Origin of the sequence: Streptomyces sp. NPDC048606 (assembly GCF_040650855.1) — a bacterium.
Lineage (GTDB): Bacteria > Actinomycetota > Actinomycetes > Streptomycetales > Streptomycetaceae > Streptomyces.
In genome coordinates this window covers 149,811-158,028 of sequence record NZ_JBEZIB010000021.1, presented here as the reverse complement: position 1 = coordinate 158,028, position 8,218 = coordinate 149,811, and the positions used below count along the sequence as shown (strand labels likewise).

Genomic DNA, 8,218 nt, shown 5'->3' with positions numbered 1-8,218 from the left:
GGCGGGACGGGCGGTCAAGGGTGGCCGAAGGCCATCGCGAAGCGACGCGAACGAAGTGAGCGCCCTTGAGGGCCCGGCCCGCACCGGAGAGACGATGAGACTGACGGGAAACCCCCGGCCCCTTCGCGACACCGCCCGAGAGCGGTAGCCCCCCGCCCCCCGCCCCGCAGGCGGGGGGCGGCGTACGGCTCAGCGCAGGGCCACCACCGGGGTGATCGTGGTTTCCACCGGGCCGCGGGCGTCGGCTTCGCGTTGGCGTTCCGCGCTGTCGCTGATGCGCAGGAGCAGGGCGATCATGATCCAGTTGGCCAGGAGTGACGAGCCGCCCTTCGCCAGGAAGGGGAGGGCCTTGCCGGTCAGGGGGATGAGGCCGGTGACGCCGCCCGCGACCACGAAGACCTGGAGGGCCAGCGCCGCCGCGAGGCCCACCGCGAGCAGTTTGCCGAAGGGGTCGCGGGCCGCCAGGGCCATGCGCAGCCCCCGCTGCACGAGGAGGGCGTAGAGGAAGAGGACGGCCATGACGCCGGCCAGGCCGAGTTCCTCGCCGACGGTGGTCAGGATGAAGTCGCTGCGGCCCGCGAACTTGATCAGTTCGGGGTGTCCCAGTCCCAGACCCGTGCCCGAGACGCCGCCGGTGCCGAAGCTGAACAGCGCCTGCGCGGACTGGTCGGAGGTGATGCCGGCCGGCGGGTTCTCCCAGTAGTACGAGAGGGGGTTGAGCCAGGCGGCCACGCGGGCCTTGACGTGGGGTTCGGTGGAGCCGACGACGAAGGCGCCGACGGCCGCCATGAGGAGACCGCAGACGATCCAGCTGGTGCGCTCGGTGGCGACGTAGAGCATCACCACGAAGACGCCGAAGAAGATCAGCGACGTACCGAGGTCGCGCTCGAAGACCAGCACCAGCATGGAGACGATCCACACGGTGATGATGGGGCCGAGCTGGCGCATCGGGGGCAGGCGCATGCCGAGGAACCGGCGGCCCGTCAGTGCCAGGGAGTCGCGGTGGATGACCAGGTAGCCCGCGAAGAAGATCGCGATCATGATCTTCACGAACTCGCCGGGCTGGAGCGAGAAGCCGAAGAGGATGATCCAGCGCTTCGCGCCGTAGGTGTCGGCGCCGAAGAAGGCCGGCGCGATCAGCAGGACGAGCGCGACGGCCATGGTGATGTAGATGAACCGTTGGAGCAGCCGGTGGTCGCGCAGCAGCGCCACCACCAGGATGCAGGCGGCGACGCCGACGACGGTCCACATGAGCTGGCCGGGCGCGTTCGCGTCGGAGTTGTAGCGCTCGATGTACCCCTGGTCGAGCCGGTGGATGAGCACCAGTCCGAGCCCGGTCAGCAGCATGGCCAGCGGGAAGATCAGCGGGTCCGCGTACGCGGCGAACCGGCGGATGCCCAGGTGCCCCACCAGGGACAGCAGCGTCATGCTGATGACGAAGCTGGTGAGGTGCTGCGGCAGCTCGCCGTTCATGGCGAGGCCGGCGCTGACGTGTCCGAACACGGCGATGCCGATGACCAGGACGAGCAACAGGGCTTCGGTGCGGCGGCGGGCGCCGGCCATCGTCAGTGGTCTCAGTCCACGCACGGGACGCCGCCGCCGTCGAGGGAGTCCTTCGGCGCGGAGGACGCGGAAGGCGCGGGTGCCGAGGAGGGTGGGGCGTGCGGCGACGGCGGCGAGGGTGGCGCGGTCGGTGAGGAGGATGCGGCGCCACTCGGTGCACTTTGCGGACGGTGCGGACCGATCTGCTCGGCAATGAGGCGCTTTATCTTCATATCATCTACGACGTTGATGTCCTCCCCATGGTTCCTTGCGAACCCCTCGATGGGGAGTGTCGTGAACCGCACTTTTCCTCCGGACAGGTTCTTCGCCTGCCGCACGAAGGACAAGAGGTCCCACCCCGCGTCCGTCACCACGTCCTGCTTCGCGGTGTCGATCAGCCGGATCAGCTTCGCCGGGTCGGTGAAGGTCCCCGCCTCGTTCAGCTTCTTCGTCGCGCCCGCCAGGAAGGCCTGCTGCCGCTTCGTCCGGTCCAGGTCGCCGCCCTCCAGACCGTGCCGCTGCCGGACGAAGGCCAACGACTGCCGGCCGTTCAGCACCTGCGGGCCCGCCGGGAAGTCGGCCCCCGAGTAGCGGTCCTTCACGGCCTTGTTCAGGCACACCGGTACGCCGTCCAGCGCGCCGGCGAGGTGGTAGAAGCCGGCCAGGTTCAGCTCGGCGAAGTGGTCGACCGGTACGCCGAGGAAGGCGCGCACGGTCTCGATCTGCGCCCGGCGCCCCGCCTCGCGGCCCTCCCGTTCCAGCTGCCGCCGGTCCGTGACCCCGCGCGCCGACAGCGACCGCTCGGTGGCGGCCTTCGCCAGCCCGTAGGCCTTCTTGATCTTGTCCTTGCCGTGCCCGGGTATGTCCACGAAGTCGTCGCGCGGGATCGAGAACGCCTGTGCCTGCCCGCCGTCGCCCGGTACGTGCAGCAGGATCATGGTGTTGGCGTTGTAGCCGCCGATGTCCGAGCTGCCGGCGTGCAGCTCGTCGAGGACCTCGGCGGGGAGCGGATCGCCGTTCTGGTCGCGGCGGCTGTCCAGGCCGATGAGCAGGATGTTGGTGTCGCCGTGCGCCGACTTCTCGGCCCCCTCCAACGCCTTCGAACTGCCGATGCTCGACGCGAGGTCCCGGTAGACGTACCAGGCGGTGCCGCCCGCCATGACCGTCAGGGCGCAGCCCGTGATCAGCAGGGTGCGGCCGATCCGGCGGGGCGAGGGTCGGCGGCGGCTGGTCTTCCTCGTCTTCCTCCGTTGCGCGCTCATGCCTGTCGATGCTGACGCACCCCCGCTGAAGGAATCCTGAACCGGTCGGGCTCCTGTCATCGGCCCCCGCGGGCCCCCGGCAGGCGCAGCTCCAGCAGCGCGCCGCCGCCCGGGGCCCGGCGGGCCTCGACGTCGCCCCCGTGCGCCCGCGCGATCTCCCGGGCGATGGCCAGGCCCAGCCCGGTCCCGCCGGCGGCCCGGCCCCGGTCCGCGTCGAGGCGTACGAACCGGCCGAACACCCGGTCCCGGTCCGCGGGCGGGATCCCCGGGCCGTCGTCGGTCACCTCCAGCACCGCCAGGCCCTCGCGCGCGGCGGCCCGGACGGTGACCCCGCCGGCCGCGTGCCGCAGGGCGTTGTCCACGAGGTTGGCCAGGGCCCGCTCCAGCCGCGCCGGGTCCCCGTACGCCGGTACGGGCTCGGGCGCGTCCAGCCGGAGCGGGACGCGGGGGGAGGGGCGGCGGGCGGCGTCCTCGGCCGCCAACAGGGCGAGGTCGACCGGCTCCCCGGCGGGGTGGGGGGCGGGCCCGCCGTCGAGGTGGGCCAACAGGAGCAGGTCGGCGGCGACGCGCTGGAGCCGCTCGGTGTCGGCGAGGGCGGCGGCGACGGCCTCGCGGTCGGGCCGCTCCATCGCCAGGGCCACCTCCAGGCGGGAGCGCACCGCCGCGAGGGGGTTGCGCAGTTCGTGCGAGGCGTCGGCGGTGAACTGCCGCTGCCGGGCGTCGGAACGCTCCAGGCGGTCGAGGGTGTCGTTGACGGTCCGGGCCAGGCGGGCGATCTCGTCGGCGCCGCCCGGATCGGGCACCCGGCGGTCGAGCGCGCTCGCGGTGACGGCGGCCAGGGCGGTGCGGATCGCGGTGACGGGGCGCAGCGCCTGGCCGGTGGCCCACCAGGCCAGGGCGGCGGCGAAGGCGATCAGCGGGGGAGCGCCGGCGCCGAGGCCGAGGGCGAGGGCGCGGCCGGCGTCGTCCACGTCGCCGAGCACGGTCATGCCGTAGACGGTGTACGGCCCCCCGGCCGCACCCCCGGCCGCCGCACCCGAGGCCGCCGCCGGCCCCGATCCCGGCCCCGTCCCCGCCCCCGGTGCCTCCACCGCCACGACCACCCGCCGCTGTCCGCCCGGGTGCGCGGGCGGCAGGACGGCCGAGCGGGCGTCCGCGCCGGGTTCCGGGCGCGGGACGTCGAGGCCCGTCGCCCCGGCGGGGTCGCCGCTGGAGGCGACGACCCGGCCGCGCGCGTCCCGTACGAGGACCAGGTCGACCCCGCCGTCGGGCGCGGGCAGCCGCCCGTCCGCCGGCAGGGTGCGGGTGTCGACGCGGGCGGCGACCTTGCGGGCGGCCAGTTCGGTGCGACCGGTGGTGTTGTCGAGGAGGTTGGCGCCGAGCAGCGTGGAGAGCCACAACCCGCCGCCGGCCAGGACGGCGGTCATCGCGAGGGCGGCGGCGACGGCGGCGCGGGCCCGGGTGCTGCTAACCACCGTCGGGCGCCATCCGGTAGCCGGTGCCGTGGACGGTGAGGATGGAGCGGCGGCCGAAGGGCGCGTCGACCTTCTTGCGCAGGGAGGAGACGTAGACCTCGACGATGTTCGGGTCGATGTCGTGCGGGGCGTCCCAGACCTCGTCGAGGATGTCCTGCTTGGCGACGGCCCGGCCGGGGCGCTCCATCAGGCAGGCCAGTACGCCGACCTCGCGCGCCGTCAGTTCGATGTCCCGGTCGCCGCGCCGGCAGCGCCGGTCGTGGGGGTCGAGGAGCAGGTCCCCGGCGCGCAGCACGGCGGGTTCGGGGGTGGCGGCGCGGCGGGCGAGGGCGCGCAGGCGGGCGCCGAGGACGACGAAGGAGAAGGGCTTGGTGAGGTAGTCGTCGGCGCCGGCGTCCAGTCCCTCGGCCTCGTCGTGTTCGCCGTCGCGGGCGGTGAGCATCAGGACGGGGGTGGGGTCGCCGTGGGCGCGCATCCGGGTGCAGATCTCGTGGCCGCCGAGGCCGGGCAGCATCAGGTCGAGCAGGACGACGTCGTAGGGGCCGCCGGTGAGGGCCAGTTCGAGGCCGCGGTGGCCGTCGTGGGCGACCTCGACCAGGTGCCCCTCGGCCGACAGGCCCCGTCGCAGGGAGTCGGCCAGGCCTTCTTCGTCTTCGACCACGAGGATGCGCATCGCTCAAGCGTCACACAAGCGGCACAAACCGGGTCGGATGCCCCGGGGCGAGTGGGGGCGACGGCCGCCGTGAAAGGGCGGGCGGGGGCGGGATCCGTCCGGCGGCGACGCGCGGACGGGGCCGGATCCATGCGGTTGAGGTGGCCGGATTGCGGGCCAAACGGAGTGGGATTGGCACTCCGCTTGACCGAGTGCTAATCGCCGGAATAGTGTCACACCTGGCACTCGCCACCGGTGAGTGCCAACACAGCGACAGGCAGGTCCGGCACCCGCGACGACGGATCGACCTGGTCGCCACCTCAGACAGTTAACCCCGGATCTCCGAAGGGGGAGGTCGGATCGTGACGACCGCCAGCTCCAAGGTTGCCATCAAGCCGCTCGAGGACCGCATCGTGGTCCAGCCGCTCGACGCCGAGCAGACCACGGCCTCCGGCCTGGTCATCCCGGACACCGCGAAGGAGAAGCCCCAGGAGGGCGTCGTCCTCGCGGTCGGTCCGGGTCGCTTCGAGGACGGCCAGCGTCTCCCGCTGGACGTCACCGTCGGCGACATCGTGCTGTACAGCAAGTACGGCGGCACCGAAGTGAAGTACAGCGGCGAGGAGTACCTCGTCCTCTCGGCTCGCGACGTCCTCGCGATCGTCGAGAAGTAAGTCACTTCTCCAGTTTTGCTTTGAGCTGCGCCCCTGGTCACCCTGCTGATGCCGGGCGGCGAGGGGCGTAGTTCGTTTCCAGGCGGTCGCGGTGAGCGGCCGAGGATCGCAACGAGAGGGCGGAACCGCTCCCATGCCGAAGATTCTGAAGTTCGACGAGGACGCCCGCCGCGCCCTCGAGCGCGGCGTCAACAAGCTTGCCGACACGGTCAAGGTGACGATCGGCCCCAAGGGCCGCAACGTCGTCATCGACAAGAAGTTCGGCGCCCCCACCATCACCAACGACGGTGTCACCATCGCCCGCGAGGTCGAGCTGGACGACCCGTACGAGAACCTGGGCGCGCAGCTGGTGAAGGAGGTGGCGACCAAGACCAACGACATCGCGGGTGACGGCACCACCACCGCCACCGTGCTGGCCCAGGCGCTGGTCCGCGAGGGTCTGCGCAACGTCGCCGCCGGCGCCTCCCCGGCCGCCCTGAAGAAGGGCATCGACGCCGCGGTCAAGGCCGTGTCCGAGGAGCTCCTCGCGACCGCCCGCCCGATCGAGGACAAGTCCGACATCGCCGCCGTGGCCGCGCTCTCCGCGCAGGACGCCCAGGTCGGCGAGCTCATCGCCGAGGCGATGGACAAGGTCGGCAAGGACGGTGTCATCACCGTCGAGGAGTCCAACGCCTTCGGCCTGGAGCTGGAGTTCACCGAGGGCATGGCCTTCGACAAGGGCTACCTCTCGCCGTACATGGTCTCCGACCAGGAGCGTATGGAGGCCGTCCTCGACGACCCGTACATCCTGATCAACCAGGGCAAGATCTCCTCCATCCAGGACCTCCTGCCGCTGCTGGAGAAGGTCATCCAGGGTGGCGGCTCCCGCCCGCTGCTGATCATCGCCGAGGACGTCGAGGGCGAGGCGCTCTCCACCCTCGTCGTCAACAAGATCCGCGGCACCTTCAACGCGGTCGCCGTCAAGGCCCCCGGCTTCGGTGACCGTCGCAAGGCGATGCTCCAGGACATGGCCACCCTCACCGGTGCCACCGTCATCGCCGAGGAGGTCGGCCTCAAGCTCGACCAGGCCGGTCTGGACGTGCTGGGCACCGCCCGCCGCGTGACCATCTCCAAGGACGACACCACGATCGTCGACGGTGCCGGCAAGTCCGAGGACGTCCTCGGTCGCGTCAACCAGATCAAGGCCGAGATCGAGTCCACCGACTCGGACTGGGACCGCGAGAAGCTGCAGGAGCGCCTGGCGAAGCTCGCCGGTGGCGTCTGCGTCATCAAGGTCGGCGCCGCCACCGAGGTGGAGCTCAAGGAGAAGAAGCACCGCCTCGAGGACGCCATCTCCGCCACCCGCGCCGCGGTCGAGGAGGGCATCGTCTCCGGCGGTGGCTCCGCGCTCGTCCACGCCGTCAAGGTCCTGGAGGGCAACCTCGACCTGACCGGCGACGAGGGCACCGGCGTCTCCGTGGTCCGTCGCGCCGCGGTCGAGCCGCTGCGCTGGATCGCCGAGAACGCGGGCCTCGAGGGCTACGTCATCACCTCGAAGGTCGCCGAGCTCGACAAGGGCCAGGGCTTCAACGCCGCCACCGGCGAGTACGGCGACCTGGTCAAGGCCGGCGTCATCGACCCGGTCAAGGTCACGCGCTCCGCGCTGGAGAACGCCGCTTCCATCGCCTCCCTGCTGCTCACGACCGAGACCCTGGTCGTCGAGAAGCCGGCCGAGGAAGAGGCCGACGCCGGTCACGGCCACGGTCACGGCCACAGCCACTGATCGCGCCCCGCGCCGAGAAGGCCCCGTTCCGCAGCACGCGGAACGGGGCCTTCCCCGTTGTCGGGACCCGGGATCGGGACTCAGGTCCCGTAGGGCATTCCGGACCCGCCCATCTGTCGTTGCAGGGCTCCGGGGTTGTAGTGCCACCAGCCCTCGACGATCTCTCCGTCCAGGCACCGGAAGGTCGTGGTCCCGGACATCTCGTACGTCTTGCCGGTCGGCGCGACCCCCATGAACTCTCCCTTGTGGGTGCCGCGCCAGTTCCACACCGTCGTGACCATGTCGCCCTCGGCCACCTGGGCGACCGGTTCGAAGGTCATGTCGAAGGCGGCGCGCCAGATCTCCATGTCGGAGCGCATGCCCTCGCGTCCGATGACGGTGGACTCCTCCTTGCTCACGTCGTGGTCGATGTAGTTCGCCGCGAAGCACTCGTCGAGGACGTCCATGTCCCCGGCCATGGCGGCTTCCTTGAACACCCGTTCGCAGAGCTGCTTGTTGAGGTGCTGGTCGCGGACCACGTCCAGGTTCATGAACGTCGGCATCCCCTCGCAGAGGGCCACCATCTCCTGGAACATCCGGTCCGTCTCGGGCAGCCGGGAGTTCTTCATGGCCGCCTCGTACGAGGCGAACTCCACCATGTCCACGTAGTGGTTCCGGGCCTCGCGGTCCTGGCCGATCATCGTGTGCGTGGCGGTGCGCCTGCCGCTGCTCTGTTCCGCCCAGCGGTCGATGAGCGCGTTCATCTCATCGAACCGCGTCGTTTCATAATCGATCATCTGTACGAATGTCATCGCGTCGCCTCCCGCTGGAGATGAGACACGTCCAGTTTAGGGAGGAACGCCCCGTTCGGCGGT

The 8,218-nt window shown here is 71.3% G+C and carries 7 protein-coding genes; 2 read left to right on the top strand and 5 right to left on the bottom strand.

Features of this window, described 5'->3' with window-relative positions:
- Positions 1-189: 189 nt before the first annotated feature.
- Genes AB0D01_RS23200 through AB0D01_RS23185 form a run of 4 tightly spaced genes read right to left on the bottom strand, consistent with a single transcriptional unit; the run spans position 190 to position 4,952 of the window.
- Entirely contained in the window at positions 190-1,587 is a 1,398-nt protein-coding gene (locus AB0D01_RS23200) for an FtsW/RodA/SpoVE family cell cycle protein (protein WP_363058158.1), read from the bottom strand.
- Positions 1,575-2,804, bottom strand: coding sequence for an LCP family protein (locus tag AB0D01_RS23195; RefSeq protein WP_363058156.1), 1,230 nt, complete (start codon positions 2,802-2,804; stop codon positions 1,575-1,577). The genes AB0D01_RS23200 and AB0D01_RS23195 overlap by 13 nt, the downstream gene beginning before the upstream one ends.
- Before the next feature lie 56 nt (positions 2,805-2,860).
- The gene (locus AB0D01_RS23190; RefSeq protein ID WP_363058154.1) at positions 2,861-4,279 is read right to left on the bottom strand and encodes a HAMP domain-containing sensor histidine kinase; all 1,419 of its coding nucleotides are present in this window, start codon (positions 4,277-4,279) and stop codon (positions 2,861-2,863) included.
- Entirely contained in the window at positions 4,272-4,952 is a 681-nt protein-coding gene (locus AB0D01_RS23185) for a response regulator transcription factor (RefSeq protein WP_363058152.1), read from the bottom strand. Before AB0D01_RS23185 ends, AB0D01_RS23190 begins: the two co-directional genes overlap by 8 nt.
- A gap of 341 nt (positions 4,953-5,293) precedes the next feature.
- Between AB0D01_RS23185 and groES the strand changes: the two genes are divergently transcribed.
- Both groES and groL read left to right on the top strand, forming a co-directional pair.
- On the top strand, positions 5,294-5,602 hold the full coding sequence (gene groES / locus AB0D01_RS23180) for a co-chaperone GroES (RefSeq protein WP_030011064.1): 309 nt from the start codon (positions 5,294-5,296) through the stop codon (positions 5,600-5,602).
- 133 nt (positions 5,603-5,735) lie between these two features.
- Entirely contained in the window at positions 5,736-7,364 is a 1,629-nt protein-coding gene (groL, locus tag AB0D01_RS23175) for a chaperonin GroEL (RefSeq protein ID WP_363058150.1), read from the top strand.
- An 80-nt stretch (positions 7,365-7,444) separates the two neighbouring features.
- On the opposite strand, the gene AB0D01_RS23170 is transcribed toward groL, so the two are convergent.
- Entirely contained in the window at positions 7,445-8,155 is a 711-nt protein-coding gene (locus tag AB0D01_RS23170; protein WP_363058148.1) for an ester cyclase, read from the bottom strand.
- Between the last annotated feature and the right edge of the window lie 63 nt (positions 8,156-8,218).